This is a genomic window from Thermosulfuriphilus ammonigenes (genome assembly GCF_011207455.1).
In the GTDB taxonomy this organism is placed as follows: domain Bacteria; phylum Desulfobacterota; class Thermodesulfobacteria; order Thermodesulfobacteriales; family ST65; genus Thermosulfuriphilus; species Thermosulfuriphilus ammonigenes.
The window spans coordinates 1,637,129-1,655,842 of record NZ_CP048877.1 but is presented as its reverse complement, the minus strand read 5'-3'; the positions used below and the strand labels follow the sequence as shown (position 1 = coordinate 1,655,842).

Annotated in this window: 22 protein-coding genes; 18 read left to right on the top strand and 4 right to left on the bottom strand. The window is 50.0% G+C overall.

The window, feature by feature from the left end:
- Window positions 1-70: 70 nt before the first annotated feature.
- The 12 genes from G4V39_RS08075 to G4V39_RS08020 all read left to right on the top strand — a co-directional run bounded on the left by G4V39_RS08075 (window position 71) and on the right by G4V39_RS08020 (window position 9,808).
- Window positions 71-628 carry a hypothetical protein gene (locus tag G4V39_RS08075; RefSeq protein ID WP_166032446.1) on the top strand — a complete coding sequence of 186 codons (558 nt, stop codon included), beginning with the start codon at window positions 71-73 and terminating at the stop codon, window positions 626-628.
- Window positions 625-1,455 (top strand): glutamate racemase, encoded by an 831-nt coding sequence (murI, locus tag G4V39_RS08070; protein ID WP_166032445.1) that lies wholly within the window; start codon window positions 625-627, stop codon window positions 1,453-1,455. Before G4V39_RS08075 ends, murI begins: the two co-directional genes overlap by 4 nt.
- A gap of 123 nt (window positions 1,456-1,578) precedes the next feature.
- The gene (gene rpsB / locus G4V39_RS08065; RefSeq protein WP_166032444.1) at window positions 1,579-2,421 is read left to right on the top strand and encodes a 30S ribosomal protein S2; all 843 of its coding nucleotides are present in this window, start codon (window positions 1,579-1,581) and stop codon (window positions 2,419-2,421) included.
- Window positions 2,422-2,477: 56 nt separating this feature from the next.
- Entirely contained in the window at window positions 2,478-3,077 is a 600-nt protein-coding gene (tsf, locus tag G4V39_RS08060) for a translation elongation factor Ts (RefSeq protein ID WP_166032443.1), read from the top strand.
- A gap of 8 nt (window positions 3,078-3,085) precedes the next feature.
- Window positions 3,086-3,817, top strand: coding sequence for a UMP kinase (pyrH, locus tag G4V39_RS08055; RefSeq protein WP_246169803.1), 732 nt, complete (start codon window positions 3,086-3,088; stop codon window positions 3,815-3,817).
- 10 nt (window positions 3,818-3,827) lie between these two features.
- Entirely contained in the window at window positions 3,828-4,382 is a 555-nt protein-coding gene (gene frr, locus G4V39_RS08050; protein ID WP_166032442.1) for a ribosome recycling factor, read from the top strand.
- Window positions 4,383-4,470: 88 nt separating this feature from the next.
- Window positions 4,471-5,208 carry an undecaprenyl pyrophosphate synthase gene (uppS, locus tag G4V39_RS08045; RefSeq protein ID WP_166032441.1) on the top strand — a complete coding sequence of 246 codons (738 nt, stop codon included), beginning with the start codon at window positions 4,471-4,473 and terminating at the stop codon, window positions 5,206-5,208.
- Entirely contained in the window at window positions 5,190-5,975 is a 786-nt protein-coding gene (locus G4V39_RS08040; RefSeq protein WP_166032440.1) for a phosphatidate cytidylyltransferase, read from the top strand. Before uppS ends, G4V39_RS08040 begins: the two co-directional genes overlap by 19 nt.
- Window positions 5,972-7,147 carry a 1-deoxy-D-xylulose-5-phosphate reductoisomerase gene (locus G4V39_RS08035; RefSeq protein WP_166032439.1) on the top strand — a complete coding sequence of 392 codons (1,176 nt, stop codon included), beginning with the start codon at window positions 5,972-5,974 and terminating at the stop codon, window positions 7,145-7,147. The genes G4V39_RS08040 and G4V39_RS08035 overlap by 4 nt, the downstream gene beginning before the upstream one ends.
- 3 nt (window positions 7,148-7,150) lie before the next feature.
- Window positions 7,151-8,218 (top strand): RIP metalloprotease RseP, encoded by a 1,068-nt coding sequence (gene rseP, locus G4V39_RS08030; protein ID WP_166032438.1) that lies wholly within the window; start codon window positions 7,151-7,153, stop codon window positions 8,216-8,218.
- The gene (gene tsaB / locus G4V39_RS08025) at window positions 8,218-8,943 is read left to right on the top strand and encodes a tRNA (adenosine(37)-N6)-threonylcarbamoyltransferase complex dimerization subunit type 1 TsaB (RefSeq protein WP_166032437.1); all 726 of its coding nucleotides are present in this window, start codon (window positions 8,218-8,220) and stop codon (window positions 8,941-8,943) included. Before rseP ends, tsaB begins: the two co-directional genes overlap by 1 nt.
- A gap of 295 nt (window positions 8,944-9,238) precedes the next feature.
- Complete coding sequence (locus G4V39_RS08020; protein WP_166032436.1) at window positions 9,239-9,808, top strand: methyltransferase family protein; 570 nt, start codon at window positions 9,239-9,241, stop codon at window positions 9,806-9,808.
- Window positions 9,809-9,871: 63 nt separating this feature from the next.
- Here the strand turns inward: G4V39_RS08020 and G4V39_RS08015 are convergent, their stop codons facing one another.
- From G4V39_RS08015 to G4V39_RS08000, 4 genes are all read right to left on the bottom strand, one after another.
- Window positions 9,872-10,267, bottom strand: coding sequence for a MerR family transcriptional regulator (locus G4V39_RS08015; RefSeq protein ID WP_166032435.1), 396 nt, complete (start codon window positions 10,265-10,267; stop codon window positions 9,872-9,874).
- Between the two features lie 80 nt (window positions 10,268-10,347).
- Window positions 10,348-11,535, bottom strand: a complete 1,188-nt coding sequence (nrfD, locus tag G4V39_RS08010; protein ID WP_166032434.1) for an NrfD/PsrC family molybdoenzyme membrane anchor subunit — start codon at window positions 11,533-11,535, stop codon at window positions 10,348-10,350.
- 40 nt (window positions 11,536-11,575) lie between these two features.
- Entirely contained in the window at window positions 11,576-11,956 is a 381-nt protein-coding gene (locus tag G4V39_RS08005) for a cytochrome c3 family protein (RefSeq protein WP_166032433.1), read from the bottom strand.
- A gap of 46 nt (window positions 11,957-12,002) precedes the next feature.
- Entirely contained in the window at window positions 12,003-12,767 is a 765-nt protein-coding gene (locus G4V39_RS08000; RefSeq protein WP_166032432.1) for a 4Fe-4S dicluster domain-containing protein, read from the bottom strand.
- 197 nt (window positions 12,768-12,964) lie between these two features.
- Here G4V39_RS08000 and G4V39_RS07995 point away from each other — a divergent pair, with 197 nt between their 5' ends.
- The 6 genes from G4V39_RS07995 (at window position 12,965) to G4V39_RS07970 (ending at window position 18,276) form a co-directional block, all read left to right on the top strand.
- Window positions 12,965-14,668 (top strand): sigma 54-interacting transcriptional regulator, encoded by a 1,704-nt coding sequence (locus tag G4V39_RS07995; RefSeq protein ID WP_166032431.1) that lies wholly within the window; start codon window positions 12,965-12,967, stop codon window positions 14,666-14,668.
- Window positions 14,669-15,170: 502 nt separating this feature from the next.
- Window positions 15,171-16,376, top strand: coding sequence for an NrfD/PsrC family molybdoenzyme membrane anchor subunit (nrfD, locus tag G4V39_RS07990; RefSeq protein WP_166032430.1), 1,206 nt, complete (start codon window positions 15,171-15,173; stop codon window positions 16,374-16,376).
- A gap of 41 nt (window positions 16,377-16,417) precedes the next feature.
- A complete protein-coding gene (locus G4V39_RS07985; RefSeq protein WP_166032429.1) occupies window positions 16,418-16,738 on the top strand; it encodes a MerR family transcriptional regulator in 321 nt (106 codons plus the stop codon).
- A gap of 85 nt (window positions 16,739-16,823) precedes the next feature.
- Window positions 16,824-17,033: a hypothetical protein gene (locus G4V39_RS07980; protein ID WP_166032428.1), complete on the top strand. Its 210-nt coding sequence runs from the start codon at window positions 16,824-16,826 to the stop codon at window positions 17,031-17,033.
- A 69-nt stretch (window positions 17,034-17,102) separates the two neighbouring features.
- Entirely contained in the window at window positions 17,103-17,852 is a 750-nt protein-coding gene (locus G4V39_RS07975) for a 4Fe-4S dicluster domain-containing protein (protein WP_246169641.1), read from the top strand.
- Window positions 17,853-17,871: 19 nt separating this feature from the next.
- The gene (locus tag G4V39_RS07970) at window positions 17,872-18,276 is read left to right on the top strand and encodes a cytochrome c3 family protein (RefSeq protein ID WP_166032427.1); all 405 of its coding nucleotides are present in this window, start codon (window positions 17,872-17,874) and stop codon (window positions 18,274-18,276) included.
- The last annotated feature ends 438 nt before the right edge of the window (window positions 18,277-18,714 follow it).

The following is an 18,714-nucleotide window of genomic DNA, read 5'->3' as shown; positions in this document are numbered from 1 at the left end:
CAAGGCAATTGGCCCAAGACAGAAGACCATGCTATGTTTTTAAATCATTTTCGGCATCAGGAGAATTTAAATGAGGAGCTTCAAAAGGGTGATTATTGTCCCGATGGGAAGCCTTGGGGCAAGCTGTCTCCAACGCCTGATGGAGACAGTCTCCTCACTGACCAGTTTGTCGGTAGATCTGGGCCCTAGCCTTCCTCCCCCTATTCCGGCGTTCAATCCGGTAAAACGGAAGTTCTACAGCCACTTCATTATTGAATATCTTCGTCGTCATCATCCTCAGGCTGATGTTATCATTGGTTTGGTTGATGCCGACATCTACTCGGAAATATTGGATAACGTTATCTCCGAGGTTCAACATCTCCAGCAAGCAGGCGTGATCTCTCTGAGTTTGCTTAAGGAATTTCTTTTTGGAGAAAGACCCGAGGCCCTCCTTTGCGAACGTCTGGCCAAAGAGACCATTCATATTCTGGGCCATCTCTCTGGCCTGGGGCATTGTCACAACCCCCGCTGTCTCATGTACCCCTCTCACGGAGTTCTGGAGACAGATTTTAAACAGCTCGGCTTCTGTCCTGAATGCCAAATAAGACTCCGGCTCGGCTCTCCCATGGCCTCCAGGAGGATCGGATGATCGGCATATTTGATTCTGGCATCGGGGGGCTCACTGTGGTTCGGGCTCTGATGAAAACTCTACCTGGGCTGAGGCTTCTTTATTTTGGAGATACAGCCCGAACTCCTTATGGAACTAAAAGCCCAGAGACCATTGTGGCCTATGCCATTGAGGACACGGAGTTTCTTCTCTCTCAGGGGGCCCAAATTATTGTTATTGCCTGTAATTCCGCGGCCTCGGTGGCCACGGATATCCTCAAAGAAAGATACCCTGAAGTGCCCATCTTTGAGGTCATCTCTCCGGCAGTCAAAAAGACGGTTGCCGTAACCCAAAAAAAGATAGTCGGCGTGATTGGTACACGAGCCACCATTGAAAGTGGTATCTACGAACGCAAGATAAAGGAGCTGGATCCGACAATCAGGGTCTTTGGCCAGCCCTGCCCTCTCCTTGTCCCTTTGGTGGAAGAAGGCTGGCTTAAGCGTCCAGAGACCAAAAGAATTGTTCGCAAATATCTTCAGCCTCTTAAGGTCCGAGGGGTGGACACCCTGGTTCTGGGGTGCACCCACTACCCCCTCCTGAAACCCATTATTTCAGCCAAGATGGGACGCCGCACCACGGTTATCGATTCTTCTGAGGAAGTGGCCAGAGAGATAGGAGAGTTCCTAAAGCAGAGGCCCGATGTGGCCGCCCGTCTGGAAAGAGGGCCGGACCACCTTTTTTACGTCTCTGACCTTACTCCTACCTCCCAACGTATTGCTCGTCTATTTCTTACAGAGAGAATCCAACTCCTAAAGGCTGAAACCATGGGTTATTTGCCCTTGCTAAAGGGGACCCTGGGTGTTAAATAAAGCCGATTTTTAGGTCTATCTTAAAAACACACGCTCTGGGATTGTCTCTGGGGTGTCCTTTGTCAGGATCCAGAGGCAAAACGAACAGGGCGGAGGTCAAACCAATTCAAGGAGGTTTTTTCTATGCCTAGATTGACCATGAAACAGCTTCTTGAAGCCGGCGTCCATTTTGGCCACCAGACAAGCCGCTGGAACCCGAAAATGAAGCCCTTCATCTTCGGGGCCCGCAATGGGATTCACATCATCGATCTTCAGAAGACGGTTCGGCTCTTTGACATTGCCTATGACTTTGTGGCCGAGACAGTGGCCTCCGGGGGGAAGGTCCTCTTTGTGGGCACCAAACGGCAGGCCCAGGACTCCATTAGAGAGGAGGCCGAACGTTGCGGCATGTATTATGTCAATCATCGCTGGCTGGGGGGCACCTTGACCAACTTTAAAACCATCCGGCGAAGCATCGAAAAGCTCAAGAATATAGAAACCATGTTTGAAGACGGGACTATTGAACGTTTCCCCAAGAAAGAGCGGCTAAAGATGGATCGCCTACGTCAGAAGTTGGAACGCAATCTGGGGGGAATTAAGGATATGGAAACCTTACCTGACGCCGTTTATATAGTTGACCCCCGCAATGAAAATATTGCCGTAAAAGAGGCCCGCAAGCTCGGGATTCCGGTGGTAGCCATTGTAGACACCAATTGTGACCCGGAGGAAATAGACTATATCATCCCGGGCAACGACGACGCTATCCGGGCCATCCGTCTGATCACCTCCAAAATTGCTGAAGCCTGTCTGGAAGGAAAGGCCAAGTACGAAGAGGCCTTGGCTGCGGCCACTGACAAAGAAATGGAAGAAGAGATGATGGAGGAGGTGCTTGAAACTCCTGAGGCCGTGGAGGAGACCACTGAGGCCCAGCCTTCAGAGGCATCTGAGGTCGCCGAAGAGGGGGAGGCCTCTCCAGCCGCTTCTTAAGGTGGATTATCCGCTGATTTATAAAGAGTGTCTAAACTGAAAAAGGAGGAAATTTTATGGCGGTTACTACGCAGATGATAAAGGAACTTCGGGCCCGCACCGGGGCCGGCATGATGGATTGCAAAAAGGCCCTTGAGGAATGTGGTGGGGATATGGACAAGGCTGTGGCCTGGCTCCGACAGAAAGGGCTGGCCGTGGCCGCTAAAAGGGCTGGACGGGCCACCAGTGAGGGCACCGTGGCCGCTTATATCCACGCCGGTGGCAAGTTGGGGGCTATGGTAGAGGTCAATTGTGAGACAGATTTCGTGGCCAAAACCCAGGAGTTTAAGCAGTTTGCCCACGATATCGCCATGCAAATCGCCGCCGCTAGCCCCCTCTGTGTCCAAAGGGAGGATCTCTCTGAAGAGGTCATCGAGAAAGAAAAAGAAATCTACCGAGCCCAGGCCAGGGAGTCCGGTAAGCCGGAAAAGATAATTGAAAAGATTGTCGAGGGGAAGCTGGAGAAGTTCTACAAAGAAGTTTGTCTTCTGGAGCAGGCCTTTATCAAAAATCCAGAGATAACCATCCAGGATCTTCTCAACGAGATGATGGCTAAAACCGGAGAAAAGATTGTCATCCGTCGCTTTGCTCGATTCGCGGTAGGCGAGGAGGCCTGAAGGTGTCGATGTCCTCTATGGGCCAGGACAATCTCCGCTATAAGAGAATTCTCCTCAAGCTCTCCGGGGAGGCCCTTCTTGGTGACACCCCTTTTGGGATCAGCCCGGAAGTAATGGATGAGATTGCTCGGGAGATAGCCGAAGTCTATCGTCTCGGGGTTGAGATAGGGATAGTCATTGGCGGAGGTAATATATTCCGCGGTGTGGCCGGGGCCTCTAAAGGTATGGATCGGGCCTCGGCCGACTACATGGGTATGCTGGCCACCGTCATTAATTCTCTAGCCCTTCAGGATGCTTTAGAGCGTCAAGGGGTAACCACAAGGGTCCAGTCAGCCATTGAGATGAGAGAGGTGGCTGAGCCCTACATTCGGCGGCGGGCAATAAGGCATCTGGAAAAAAATCGGGTAGTTATCTTCGCCGCCGGCACAGGCAACCCCTTTTTTACTACCGACACGGCCGCAGCCTTAAGGGCTCTGGAGATTGGAGCCGAGGCCCTTCTTAAGGCTACTAAGGTCGATGGTGTCTACGAACGGGATCCACTCCAAGACCCCCGGGCCCGTAAATTTGATCATCTCCGGTATCAGGAGGTCTTAGAACGCGGTCTTAAAGTTATGGATGCTACGGCCATATCTCTGGCCATGGAAAATAGACTCCCGATTGTAGTCTTTAATCTTCGGCAACCCCAGAACATCAAGCGGGCCGTCCTGGGCGAACCAGTGGGGACCACGGTCTCCAACTAAGGAGGTGGTCATGAAAACCTTGATCAAACAGACCCGAGAAAAGATGGACAAATCCATTGAGGCCTTCCGGAGAGAAATTGCCCGGGTCCGGACAGGTCGGGCCTCCGTAGCTCTACTGGATGGCATCAAGGTGGAATATTACGGCAATCCGATGCCCCTCAATCAGGTAGCAACTATCTCGGTTTCTGAGGGCCGGACTATTGTCATCCAGCCATGGGATGCCAGCATTATTTCGGAAATCGAAAAGGCCATCATGCGCTCTGACCTTGGACTTACTCCTACTAGTGATGGCAAGATTATTCGCATCAATGTTCCCCCACTTACTGAAGAACGACGGAAAGAACTGGTTAAAGTGGTTCGCAAGATGGCCGAGGAAGGCCGGGTGGCCCTGAGAAACATCCGCCGGGAGGCCCTCGATCAACTCAAGAGCATGAAGAAGAACAAGGAAATCTCCGAAGATGACTTCTATCGAGGACAGGAAGAAGTCCAAAAGGTGACCGATGAATACATCAAGAAGGTGGACAAGATCCTGGAGGAGAAAGAAAAAGAGATTATGAGTGTTTAAGTGAAGATATTGCTATTGACCTGGGGGCCGTAAGGCCCCCTTTTGATTTTTAAAGTTTTTTTCTCTTTTCGGCAAAGTTTTAAGAATTATGGTCCTTAAAAGACTTCCTCAGCACGTAGCTATAATTATGGACGGAAACGGCCGGTGGGCCAAAAAGCGAGGGCTTCCCCGGGTAGCTGGCCATAAGGAGGGCTTGGAATCTGTCCGGGCTGTGGTGAGAGAGGCCCGCCGCCTGGGGATAAAGGTCTTAACCCTCTATGCCTTCTCCAAAGAGAATTGGAAACGTCCCCGGGCTGAGGTGGCCGCCCTGATGGGGCTGCTGAGATTTTATCTCAAGCGGGAACTTCCAGAGCTTAAAAGACAAGGCATCAAATTGATGGCCATTGGAGAAACAGAGCTTCTGCCTCCCAAGGCCTACCAGGCCCTTTCTCAGGCCATAGAGGAAACCTCTTCGGCCCGGGAGATGATTCTCAACCTTGCCCTTTCCTACGGAGGACGAGCTGAAATAGCCAGAGCGGCTCGAATTCTGGCCGAGGCTTGCCTCAAAGGACATTTACGTCCCGATGAGATCGATGAAAACATCTTTGCCAACTATCTCTATACCGCCGGGCTACCGGATCCAGATCTTATCATTCGCACCAGTGGGGAAATGAGGCTTTCAAATTTTCTTCTTTACCAATCTGCTTATAGTGAACTTTACATCACCCCTACCCTCTGGCCTGACTTTCGAGAGGCAGAATTCATGGCCGCTCTGGAAGAATATAGCCAAAGAGAGAGGCGCTTTGGCCTTACCAGTGAGCAGATAAGGTGCACCGGAAAAGAGTAATCACCGCCCTTGTCCTTATCCCTCTGCTGCTCCTCCTTATTCTTTATGGAGGGCGGGGCACCCTTTGGGCTGTTCTTCTTGGGGCCTTGACCCTGGCAACTCATGAATATGGGGCCATGGTTCTTCGGAATCGCCTCTTTGAAGGCACTCTGATGGTCCTTTCCCTAGGTCTAGGGACAGTAGTTTATTTAGGAATTACTCCCTGGCCCTTTATCTACGGAAGTCTTTTGATCGTCGCCGGCCTCGCCCTGGTAAGCTACCAGCCCGGACTGGAACATCTTTTCCGGATCTGCGCCTTTTTGGCCGGTTTGCTATATTTACCTTTTACCTTTGTTCATTTGGGACTTATCGCCGATCTTCCTCAGGGGCGTTTCTGGCTTCTGTTTCTCATGGGCGTCATCTTTGCCGGTGATACCTTAGCCTACTATAGTGGCCGAGCCCTAGGAAGGCATGCTTTGGCTCGAAGAATTAGCCCTAAGAAGACTGTTGAGGGAGCCATAGGAGGGCTGGTCGGTTCCGGGGCCGCGGCCATGGTGTTGGGAAGGCTTTTTTTCCCCTCCTGGACCTTGTTCTCGCTGGCTGAGTTAGGAATATTTTTGGGGTTTATCGGACAGATAGGAGACCTTTTCGAATCGGTGATTAAACGAGCCGTAGGGGTGAAGGACTCGGGCCGTCTTCTTCCTGGTCATGGCGGCTTACTGGATCGAGTCGATGCCTTACTTCTAGCCACCCCGGCTCTCTATTATTGGCTTAAGGCCATCCTATGAAAAGCAAGAGAATAATTCTTCTCGGATCTACAGGTTCCATAGGAACAAATACGCTGGACGTCGTTCGGCGTTTTCGGGATCGCTTTCAGATAGTTGCCTTAGCCGCTGGAGAGAATATCTCCCTGTTGGCCGATCAGATAGAAGAATTTTCCCCGGAGATCGTCTCGGTAAAACGGCCAGATCTGGCTAAAGCCTTAGAAGAAAGGCTCCGTCATAAAGGAATTAAAAACTTAACCATCGTAAGTGGACGGGAAGGATTGATTAAGGTAGCCACATGGCCCTCAGGGGATTTGGTAGTCTCGGCCTTAGTGGGAGCGGTAGGGCTTCTGCCTACTTATGAGGCCATTGTAGCTCAAAAGGACATCGCCTTGGCCAACAAGGAAACTCTGGTTATGGCCGGCCCCTTAGTTATGGAGGAGGCCAAACGCCGAGGAGTCAAGATTATTCCTGTAGATAGTGAACATTCGGCTATCTTTCAGGCCCTCTGCGGCAACCCTGCTCGAGAGGTCAAGAAAATAGTTCTCACTGCCTCGGGAGGACCTTTCCTGAGAAGACCTCTGCACGAACTGGACAAAGTAACCCCTGAAGAGGCGGTGGCTCATCCTCGCTGGAAAATGGGGGCCAAAATTTCGGTGGATTCGGCCACCCTGATGAACAAGGCCCTTGAAGTCATTGAGGCCCACTTCCTCTTTGGGCTTCCCTCAGAAAAGATAAAGGTTCTTATTCACCCTCAAAGTATCGTCCACTCCCTGGTGGAATATCAAGACGGATCCTTTATCGCCCAAATGGGCCCCCCAGACATGAGGATTCCTATTGCCTACGCCCTTTCTTGGCCCGAAAGGCTCCCTCTTGAACTCCCCGAGTTTGATTTGGCCAAGGCCTCACCCCTTTCTTTTGAAGAGCCGGATCTTAAACGTTTTCCCGCTCTTGCTTTGGCCTACAAGGCGATCTCCGAGGGAGGAGGGGCTCCTGCCGTCCTTAATGCCGCCAATGAGGTGGCGGTAGCGGCCTTTCTTCAAGGTCAGATTCCCTTTTCGGCCATTGTTCCCATAGTGCAAAAAACTCTCTCTATGGTAGAGATAAGAGACATTCATTCTATTCAGGAAGTAATGGAGATAGACCTTTTGGCCCGTATCCAGGCCGAAGCTCTAGTTTTGGAGGAGGTTTCCTAAAAGGTGTCCCCTGCCCTGGCTGTCGTTTTAGTCCTTAGCGTGCTCATCCTTATCCATGAGCTGGGCCATTTTCTGATGGCCAGACTTTTTGACGTTAAAGTTCTTCGTTTCTCTTTAGGATTTGGCCCTCGTATCTGGGGTTTTACCCGTGGGGATACCGACTACTGTCTCTCTCTTATCCCTCTAGGCGGGTATGTAAAAATGCTGGGTGAGGGAGGAGAGGATCCTATCCCCGAGGAAGAGCTTCCTCGGGCCTTTAGTCACAAGCCTCTTATTCAACGAGTCCTTATTGTAGCTGCCGGCCCGGTGTCTAATCTTCTTTTGGCCTGGTTTCTTTTTGCCGGAACATTTCTTTTCTCGGGAATTCCCTACCTGCTACCGGAGGTGGCCCAGGTCCAGCCCAAAAGTCCAGCCGAGGCGGCTGGGATCGCTCCCGGAGACAGAATAATCGCTGTAGATGGGCAACCAGTCCGCCGCTGGGAAGAGGTCTCCCGGGCCATTAAAGCCTCCCGGGGCCGACCGGTAAGGCTGAAGATAGATCGAAAGGGCCAGATTCTTGAAATTGAAGTTACCCCTCAGATCAAAAAGGTCAGGAACATCTTTGGCGAGGAGATAGCTATTCCCATAATTGGAATCACGGCGGCGGGCAAGTTTGCCAAAGAAAGGGTTGGTCCCTTTCAGGCTCTAAAAGAGGCTGGAGAGCGCACCTGGGGCATCATCTCTCTGACTGTCCAGGGCTTTATTAAGCTTATTCAGAGGGTCCTGCCCTTCTCCACCCTGGGCGGCCCTATTCTTATTGCCCAAATGGCCGGAGAACAGGCCAAGGCCGGTCTGGCTAATCTGGTTTTCTTTACCGGGGTGCTCTCTGTAAACCTAGGAATTTTAAACCTCCTCCCTATTCCTGTCCTTGATGGCGGTCATCTCTTCTTCTTCGCCCTTGAGGCCCTCATAGGGCGCCCCATTTCGGTACGCAAAAGGGAAATCGCCCAGCAGATAGGTATGGTCATCCTTATTGCTCTTATGATCTTCGTCTTCTACAACGATATCCTTCGACTTTTAAGTCAGCGATAATGGGAAACGAACTCATTTTAGCCCTGGAGACCTCCGGTCTTTTTGGTGGGGTGGCCTTGCTTGAAGGAGAAAAAATTCTGGGCGAACTTGTGCTGGCCGGCCCGGAGACCCATTCAAGAAGACTATTATGGGCGGCCCAAATCCTCCTTCAGCGTCAAGCTAGGAAGATAGAGGATATCACCACAGTGGCGGTAAGCCTGGGGCCAGGAAGCTTTACCGGCCTGCGCATTGGTCTGGCCACCGCCAAAGGGCTAGCCTACGCTCTAAAATGCAACATTCTGGGCATTCCTACCTTAGATGCCTTAGCTAGCCACCTCCCGGAAGTCCAGGGGATCGTCTGTCCCCTACTTGACGCCAAAAAATCCCAAGTCTATGCCGCCCTTTACCGCAGAGGACATCGTATTTCGGATTACCTAGCTATAAGCCCCCAGGAGCTGGCCGAAAGACTGCTTTCCTTTAGAGAAAGGATCTATCTTTTGGGACCGGGGCTGGAAATTTACAAAAGCTTTTTTAAGGAAGCTCTGAAGAAAAAAATCGTCTTGGCTCCTCCCCACCTTAGCCATGTCCGGCCAGGGACTATAGGAATTCTGGCCTCCTACCGCCTGGCTCACCAAGACATAGACGACCTTCGAGAAATAAGGCCTCTTTACATTCGCCCATCAGAGGCAGAAATAAACCTGGGCCGGACTCTAATCCAAACAACCACACTGCCAACGGAAGCTTAGGCATTCATAGCGACTCGAAAATGGACAAGGTGTTTTCCGAAACCATTTCTTCTCCGGACACCAAAAACGGCCCATAAAAGGTTCATTACAGCCTCCGGTAACGGCTGGGCGCCTAAGCTCTTCACCTATAAAGACCTTTCTGTCTACCACTTTAAAAGCCCATATCGTCCCTGACATGGTCATCCCTCCTTAATATTTTAATCGCCTAAAAGGAGGAATTCCCTTTAGACTTTTTAGCCAGAGCGCATAAAATATTTTCAATTTTTTAAGAATTTATCTGGAACGTCTCACTACAATGAGAGAACTTTTAGCCCGTATATTGGTGGTTCTCTGGCCCCTTATACCCCTGTTTTGGATCCCCCTCCGACTTAAGCCTTCGTTTTTTCGACGTCTGGGCCTTTTCATCTACCCTTTGGTTGGAATGGTTTGGCTGGCTATAGCCTTAGGACTCTGGAGATTATGGCCCCAAATAGATAAGCTCTATCCCGTACCTCTTGGCTTATCTTACCTAGGATGGTTGGCCCTGATAGTAGGAATCATTCTTCAGGTCTGGACAATCCAGACCCTTGGTTTACGAATTTTGGGGCTTCCAGAGATTGTCCCCCGGATAAAGAAAGGCCTGGTTACTGACGGTCCCTTTAGGATCTGCCGTCATCCAACCTATCTGGCTCATAGCTTCATTTTCTTTGGCGGGGCCCTGGCCACTCAATATCTCGCTCTTCTAATAGTGGCCTTTCTGGATCTCATAGCCGTTCAAACCATCATCATTCCTGCAGAGGAAGGGGAACTTAGAAAACGATTTGGTCCCGAATTTGACAGCTATCGACAAAAAACCCCTCGTTTCCTACCTCGTCTTTGGTCTTAAAAAGAAAGGCCCTCCAGGGAGGGCCTTTCGACAGGGAGGGGATAGTGAGACCCGGGAAGGATATCAACTCCCCCCCGTTGCCTCCAAAATTGTATCACAGGTGTCACAGACTACCGTTGAAGAGTCTTGGCGACACCGCTGACAGGTCTCCGGAAGGTAGTTTTCATAGGCCTGACAGCGCTGGCGCCGATCAGGTGGACAATTCATCAAGGTCCAACAGGGGGTGAGCTGAATAAGCATTTTGAGTCCGGGAATGCTGATTCCCTTTTCGTGAATCAAGGTTCGCAGACAGGATATCCACTGAAGATCGCTTTGAGAGAAAAAGCGTCTAGAGCCACGATAGTGAGGTTTGATGAGCCCCTCTTTCTCGTAAAGCCTCAAAGTCCGGGGATGAACACCCAAAAGCTGAGCAGCAACGCCAATAGGATAGATAGGTAAAGTTAATTTATCTTCTGTCATGGCCACCTCTCAATCTGACTTTGGTTAAGAGAATAAAGGGCTCCGGGAAGATTCCCCGGAGCCCTCCCCGGAATCTTTAATTAATGATCCTCAGATATATGCCCCTGAAAGAGTTTTTCTCCCATCAGAAAGGCCATCCCACAGAAACCAAAACCACCAAGGGCGATAAGGATCTCATGGAGACTAGGCATATAGCTGTAGTATTCGGGGCCAAGCACACCAAGCTCATGGAAATGAGGGACTATCTGGCCCACAACGACCAGGTCATAGCGCATGAAGAAGATCCCCAAAATACACAGGCCGCCCGCCAGAGCCATGGCCGGAATATTCCTCGCCCGAGCCGCCAAAATGATGGCAAAGGGGATTACCAGACCAGCCATGATTTCCATACCCCAGAAGTTAAGGGCATAAGGACCTTTGAGAATGGCCATCATGGCTTCGTACTTTCCGGGAGGCTTACCGGCCAGACCAGAGAGGATCTTCCAGCAGGTAAAAAAGGCCACCACCGAAATGAGGAGGGCAAAGATTTTACCTGTATTCCGAAGGGCCTTTTCCATTTTGGAGCTCATCTCCCAGCCATTAAGGCGATAGGCCACCCAGGTAAAGAAGAGTATCGCGGCAGCACCGCTCATCATGGCCGAGGCAATAAAATAGATAGGCATATAAGGGCCGTGCCAGAACTCCCGGCTGTTCAGCAGACCAAAAACCGCTCCAAGGTTACTATGAGCAGCCACACCGGCAACAACCCCCATAAGTCCGGAAATGGCCGCCTGTTTGTGGAGCCCTTTCTGGAGCAAGGCAAACTCAACCAGCATAAAGAAGAGATAGGCTCCATAAAGAGTTCCCATCCACCAGATATTGGAGGTTAGATTCGGCGAAAGAAGATTATAGATGGGCATCCGCCAGGGGTTTTCGATCTCAAAGCCGATCACCAAAAAACCGCTCATAATGGTAGCAATAGCCAAAAAGACGGAGCGTTTGGCTATAGGCATCAGACTCTGAACCCCAAAGACATGACCGATAGAGGAAACCAAACACAAACCCGTAGAGGTAACCACGAAGAAGACATAAGTGGCTATTAGAAGCCCCCAGGGAACCTCACGGGTAACTCCCAAAGTATGAAGATGTCCCTTTACCATAGCGTGAAGTCCGGCAGCAATTCCCAAGGCGGTCATGAGACCAAAGATGGCCACCAAAGTTGCGTAAGCCGGGCTTACAGCGACGCCTATTCCCGGAATACTGATTGCCCTATCTGGTGCCTTGGCCATAATAGAAAACCTCCTTCAGATAAAATTTTATCTTTACCAATTAATGATGCTCATGGGCCTCTAGTTTTGGACCCATGAGGCGGTTGTAGCCCCTGACGCCGATATGGCAGCTGGTGCACTTGGTGTTGGAAGCGAAGGCCATCTCTCCGTTGTGGCAGGCGCCGCAGTATTTACCCTCATAGAGGCTCTTCATGGTGAAGTCGCCGGATTCTTCAGCCGTCCCCGCCGCCATTTCAAAGAGGCCCTCGTGACAGTCATCGCAGGAAAGCCCCATATTCACATGGCGCTCATGACTGAAAATCACCGCTTTAATCGGCCGGGTAAAGATCACCTCACCACCATCATCCTCAGCCATCGCGGGCCAGGAGCCCAAAACTCCCATAAGACCCAAGATCAAAAGACCTAGGATCCAGTTCCTCATATAACTTCTCCTTTCCCCGTTCTTCACTATCCCCTCCCTTCTCTTTTTAACCTTTGGTGTAGAAAACATTTGGTTTGGCTCCGGCTCCAGGCCGAAGGACCCAGACCACTCGCTCAGGATTGTGAACCATCTGGTAGACCTGACTTTCAGGATTGGAGAGGTCTCCAAAAATTCTTACCCCGGCCGGACAGGCGGCCGCGCAGGCGGTAAGCTTCTCTCCCTTGGAAAGGCGGGTGTCATAGCAGAAGTTACACTTGTCTATGGCCCGTTTTTCCTCGTTGAAATACCGGGCATTGTATGGGCAGGCCTCCATACAGGTCTTGCAGCCGATGCACTTTTTGTAGTTCATTATGACGATGCCTGTCTTTTTGTCTTTATAGGTGGCCTTGGTGGGGCAGACTCGAACACAGGGCGGGACATTACAGTGATTACAGAGGACGGGGATAAATTCGGTAACGTATTCGTCAGGAGCTACAGGGATCCTTCGCTCTAAAATATTGGTACGCCAGCCATAAGAAGGTACGTGGTTGGTTTTAGCGCAGGCCTCTTTGCACCGCTCACAGTCCACACACTGATCTATCTTAAGAACCATGCTATAGTGTGGGCGATAGGGATAAGACCTCCTATATACCTCCGGGGCTCCATAGACTTTATTAACTTTGCTGACCAAAGAAAGGAGACTGCCGCTGGCAAATACTCCAGTAACTAGAAAGCCCATCTTTAAAAAGCGGCGCCTTTCCTCAGAAGGGAGATGCTCCGTACCCTCGTTCTGTAGAGCCTCAAGCCAGGAAGAAAATTTCTTAAAACCCATGGCCCACCCCTTTAAACCTTTTCTGAAAATTGTTGCTTTAGAAAAAACTGCAATATTTATTTACATTTTAGATATGATCTATGGTTTTTATCGTATGTTATAATCTAAGAGTTAAATATACTTGTAAGTTGTAGTTGTCAAGAAAAAATTGATATATAAATTTTAAATAAAGTTCCCGGAGAGCCCGGAGGACTTATATGGAGATTTTAAGAAAACATCAGGCGATTATAGATAGTCTCATCGAGGGAATAATTATTATTGACAGAAAAGGCCGGATTATCTCCTTTAATCGAGCTGCGGAGAGAATTATTGGCGTGTCACGTGATCAAGCCCTGGGGAAAAAGTGTTGGGAGGTCATCAAAGGACCTCACTCCAAAGAAGAGGGATGCTGCCTCAACGTCTGCCTAGAGAAGGGCCAGACCCTGGTGGATAAAACTATCTATATTAAAAGAGGGGATTCAGCCGTTCCAGTAAGCCTCAACGCCTCCCCTATCTATAATAAAGATCAGATTGTTGGCATCTCCATGAGTCTTCGAGATCTTACCGATAGCCTCCAGATGAACCTTATTTTAGAGAGCATTGCCGACGGCGTCTTTACCGTAGGCCGAGACTTTCGCATTACTTCCTTTAATCGGGCCGCCGAAAAGATCACTGGTTGGCATCGCCAAGAGGCCATAGGTCAATATTGCTGGAACATCTTTCACTCCAGTATTTGTGGTGATAAGTGCGCGATTGCCCAGGCCATCAGAACAGGCAAGCCGGTAATGAATCAGGCCATCTATGTTCGACGTCGGGATGGACGAAGCATTCCAGTCTCTATAAGCGCTGCCCCCTTAACCGATGATGAGGGGAACATAATCGGGGCCGTGGAGACCTTTCGTGACCTGACAGAAATAATCCAGCTCCGCAGCCAACTGCGGAAGAGTTTTTCCTTCCAAAACATTGTCAGCAAGAGCCCGGCCATGCAGAAGATTTTCGATGTCTTGCCTGATATTGCCCAAAGCGGCAGTAACGTCCTCATCACCGGGGAATCCGGAACCGGGAAAGAATTAATCGCCCTGGCCATCCATAACCTCAGTAAGTATAAAGATGGCCCCTTTGTGGCCATAAACTGTGGCGCCCTTCCAGACACCCTCTTGGAAAGTGAACTCTTTGGCTATAAGGCAGGGGCCTTTACCGATGCTAAGCGAGACAAAAAAGGAAAAATCGCTGCCGCTGAAGGCGGAACTCTATTTCTCGATGAGATCGGCGAAGTTTCTCCGGCCTTTCAGGCCAAACTACTTCGCTTTTTAGAGACCAAGACTTACGAACCCTTAGGCTCCACCGAAACTAAACGGGCCAATGTTCGCATCGTGGCCGCCACCAATAAAGACTTGGCTCAAATGGTCCATGAAGGCCGGTTCCGAGAAGACCTCTACTATCGTCTTAATGTGGCCACCGTAAAACTCCCACCGCTACGGGAAAGAAAGGAAGATATCCCTTTGCTCATTGATCATTTCATTGAGAAGTTCAATGCCGAAAAAGGGAAAAACATTACGGGAATATCTGAAGAAGCCCTGGAAATCCTCATGAGATATGATTTTCCGGGAAACATACGGGAACTGGAGAATATAATTGAATATTCCTTTATTCTTTGCCGGGGAGGAGTTATTCTTCCTGAACATCTGCCAGAATCACTCCTTACCCTACGCCAGAAAAAAGACGAGCACCGTCCCTGTCTAGTAGATGAGGATTCCCCTCTCACTTTAGAAGAAATAGAAAAAAGGGCCATCTACCAGGCCCTAAAGAGGAACAACTGGCGTCGCATGGCCACCTGCCGAGAGTTGGGAATCTCAAAAGATACCCTCCGGCGAAAAATTGCCAAATATCAACTCGATATTCCTTCTGACGAAGCCGCTTGAAAGGTGGGCGCATTTTGCGCCCACCTTTCAAGCGGGCGCATTTTGCGCCCACCCCTTTTCTTCCGCCAGACCTTCAAAAGAAGCCAACCATATCAATATGGGCGCATTTTGCGCCCATATTGATATGGTTTCTTGACAATGGAACACCCACCATACCATCCATGTTTCAGCTTGAAATGACTTGACAATCTTTATTTCCGAGAATCTTAACAAGCTTTAATTAAGCTTGGCATGACAGTTGCTTATTTAAATAAGTAAAAACCAAAAGGAAAGGGGGAGATAGAGAAAAAAAGAGTATCTGATCTGCAAAGGTTCCTGGCCCCGGGGTGGGGGCCCGAGGCCAGGAGGAGAAAAGCCGGCACCAAAAAACTCAGGCGAAGGGTCGCGCCCGGCTTTTATTCTCCTAAAGCTTTTATCGATCGTTGTCAAGAAAAAATTCAAACGTTGTTGACAAGAAATTAGGTAAACAAAACCTACAACAAAGGAAAGGAGGTAGGGAAAGATGGCCAACAGTCACGTCCACGCCCAGGCAATTGGGATCAGAACCTTTGTTGGTGAAGATCCTGCTCTGGCCAGACCTTCTATAAATGTAGTCACAGCCCTTTTTGCCTTTATGGCCGCGATAGGTCTAGCCACAGGCATTTATGCCTTCTTTAAAGGACACCATGTCCTTTACAACCCCACCAGGGAGATGCCCTGGGGAATACTTATCTCTACCTATGTCTTCTTTGTAGTCACCTCAACAGGACTTTACATCTTATCAGTTCTTGGACACGGCTTCGGCGGTCAGGCCCTGGAGCCGCTTAGCAACCGGGGACTCTTTCTGGCCATTGCGACTATTTTAGCCGGATTTACCTCCATTGGCTTTGAGCTGGAGAACCCCTGGAGAATGGCCATTTATAATGTCCTCTCCCCCAATTTGACCTCAAACATCTGGTGGATGGGGACCCTTTATGGCCTTTGTGTCACCTTAATGATTCTGGAGTTTTATTGTCTCCTTATTGGCCGTTTCGGCACCGCCCTAGCCTTGGGAGTGCTTGGGGTGCTTGGTGAGGTAGGGGCTAACACCAATTTGGGAGCTGTTTTCGCCCTGCTTTCCTCCAGACCTTTCTGGTTTGGGGCCCAGTTGCCTATTTACTTTCTGGCCTCGGCTATTCTCTCTGGGGCCGCAGCTATCATCTTTTTCACCTATATTGGTTACGCCCTTAGGGGACGCGAACTGGAGCAAGACATGAGGCGGGCCATGGGGGCCGCAGCCAAGGTAGTAACTCTTTTCCTTTTCATCATCATATTGGCTACCGTCTGGCGCTTTCTTTCCATCTTCACCGGAGGAAGCGACATGGGACGTCAGGCAGCTTTGGCTCTGCTTAAAGGCCCCCTGGCGGTAAATTTCTGGGTCTTTGAGGTGGCCATTGGTCTGATACTCCCTCTCCTGCTTCTTCTCGGTTCCCGGATGGAAAATCCCACGGCTATGTTTCTGGCCTGCGCCATGGTTCTTATCGGGGCCTTTGTTCAGAGATATGACTTGGTAGTTGGGGGCCAGATAGTGCCGGTGTTCTCCGGCCTGGAGATCACCTCCCCCAAGTACCTCGCCTACAGTCCTTCTGTGGCTGAGCTTCTTATCGTCATGGGCTGTGTGGGGATTTGCGGCACCCTCTTCCTTCTGGGAGAGAGGTTCTTCATCAGACTGTTTGACTTTAGGCATTAAAAACGGAGGGAGAAAGCCTTTAGACAGGGAGGGGATAAACCATGAAACCAGATAAAGCCATATTCTCCATAGGAACGGCAGCCAATATGCTGGAAGTCCATCCTAGAACCTTGAGGATTTACGAAAAGGAGGGGCTCATCAAGCCCATCAGAAGAGGTCAGCGTCGCTACTATTCCATGAACGATATTACCTGGATCTCTTGTATTCGAACCATTATTCATGAACACGGTATCACTATTGCTGGCCTCAAGAAACTTCTGAGGTTTACGCCCTGCTGGCAGATCCTCAACTGTCCAGAAGAAAAGAGAAAAAACTGCATCGCTTATAAAAAAGGAGGGCTTTTACACCTGGAAGACGCTTAACAATAAACAAGGCCTTCGGGATGTGGGGGCCCGGAGGCCTTAAAACCCAGCCTGAAGGCTGGTTTGACAGGAAGGAGGGGTCATCATGGGACGCGCCCTGGCTACACTCGGAAAGTACATCCACAGGGATAGTCACGGTCTTAGACAGGAAAAAGCCGGTAAGATTATCGCCCACCTTGGTGAAGGCTTCTGGATGATTATCTCTCTTATTCTCTTCGTTGCCCTTGGTCCCTTTGCCATCTTGCCGGCATTCATGGCCCTGCTCTCCCTTTCTACCGAAGAGGAATCAAATTAGGGACTTGTAAACCAAAACCAAAATGTGCAAAAATACACGAAGCACAAATTTTAAAAGTAGGAGGAAGTTGTGAAGGAGGGGATAGATAAAAAAGACTTTATCCTTGATGAGGAAAGGAGGGCCTTTCTTAAGTTAGGGCTCAAAATAACAGGGGTGGTGGCCGGAGGAATGTTCCTCTCGGTAACCCCCCTTTCTCCAGAAGAAGCTCGGGCCGTTATGCCTGAGCCAATGGCTTACAGCCGGGCCTTAAAGGGATATAAGCATCATTATTGTATGGTGATGATTCAGAATAACTGCATCGATTGTGAGCGTTGTAAAGAGGCCTGCGCTAAAACCAACCACGTACCTTCTTATGGCTGGCGAACTACCATTTTGGAACGAAGGGTGGAGGTAGAGCCAGGCAATTTTGTTACTGAGTTTATCCCCACCCTTTGTCATCACTGTGTCACGCCACCCTGTGTTCGGGTCTGCCCCACCAAGGCCACCTATAAAGACAAAAAGACAGGCATCGTCATGATGAACTACAAAAAGTGCATCGGCTGCAAGACCTGTATGGTGGCCTGCCCATATAATGCCCGGTATTTCAACGAGGAAAAACGGGCCATAGACAAGTGTAACTTCTGCTTTGACACCCGCCTTTCCAAGGGAGAAAAAGAGCCGGCCTGTGTGGCCGCCTGTCCGGCTAAAGTTCGCCATTTTGGTGATCTCCTTGATCCCAACAGTGAGGTCTATCGCCTCATCCACCAACCTGAAAGAACGGTCTGGGTACTTCGACCAGAGGTTGGCACCAAACCCGTTATCTTTTATATCAAGGGCTAAAGAGCTAAAGGAGAGGGTCATGAAAAGGTTCTCTACCGGAGCGGTGCTGTTATTCTTCCTCATCTGTGGTCTTCTGTTGGGAGTGGGGCAGGCAGAGGCCCAGGAGGAGGAGCACGGAGGGGTGATTATCTTTACCAAACCCGTTAAGGCCGTTGTCTTCGACCACCAAAAGCATATGGATCAGGGGCTTTCCTGCGATGACTGTCACGAGGGCCTCTTTGAAATGGCGGCGGGGACGGCTGAAGAATCCGGCGACTTCACCATGAAGAGCCTCTATGAGGGTAAATACTGCGGCGCCTGCCACAACGGAGAGATGGCCTTCGCTTCCAACACCAAGTGCACCAGCTGCCATATCGGCGTCAGGGGCTACAACCGCCTCATGGGTAAAAAGGAAGGCACCGGCCACGAGGAAGGGCACCATTAAGGTAAAAACTTATAAATATCTCTGTCCTTGACAGGGATTCATTCCAAGATATGCTTTAAAGCGTGAAGGGAAGACTTGTTTTATCACTGCTAATTTTGTCGGTGCTCGTTCAGAGCTGGTGGCCGTCGACAGTTCTCTGTCTGGAACCAACTGGCAAGATAAATTTAGAATTAAAAGAAGCGGGGCAGTGTTGTGCCTCAGGGGCCACCCATCTGCCCAATTTTCATCAGAATTTCCAAAAGGCTGATTACTGTAAGGATCTTCCTCTTTTGAGTACAAAGGAAGGTCCTTCATCCTCACCGAAGTTTTTCTTCCAGCCCCAGGTGATCTCCTCCCTCTGGAGGGTTATTTTCTACCTTAAGTCCACCCCAAAAGGCAGACCGCACCCTCCGGGAGAAAATCTTTCCTCTATTGGTCTTGATCAACTCGCAGGCACCA